General features: G+C 63.2%; 1 protein-coding gene. It reads left to right on the forward strand.

Going from position 1 to position 413, the window contains the following annotated elements; genetic code table 11:
- A partial coding sequence (locus tag EOA32_RS37940; protein WP_189407762.1) for a mannonate dehydratase occupies nt 1–413 on the forward strand: 413 nt, incomplete at both ends.

Below are 413 nucleotides of genomic sequence, written 5' to 3' on the forward strand. Positions count from 1 at the left end.
GATCAAGATCGGTTCTGCGGAGCGGCAGCGCTATGCCGGCTGGTACAAGGACACGATTAGGGCGCTGGCCAAGGCCGGCATCTCCACCATCTGCTACAATTTCATGCCGGTGGTCGACTGGACCCGCACCGATCTCATGTACCGGCTGGCGACCACCGGCTACGCGTTGCGTTTCGATGCGATCGACTTCGCCGCCTATGACGTCTTCGTGCTTAAGCGCAAGAATGCCGAGGCGAGCTACAGCCCGGCGCGTCTCGAGGAAGCGGAAGCGCGGCTGAAATCGCTCAGCGACGAGCAGATCGAAAAGGTCGAGCGCAACCTGATCGCCGGCCTGCCGGCCACCGAGCGCAAGTACAATCGCGAGACGATGCGCGAGGCGCTCGCCGATTACGACGCGATCGGCCCGGCTGAAC

Origin of the sequence: Mesorhizobium sp. M1A.F.Ca.ET.072.01.1.1 (assembly GCF_004023325.1) — a bacterium.
GTDB lineage: Bacteria > Pseudomonadota > Alphaproteobacteria > Rhizobiales > Rhizobiaceae > Mesorhizobium.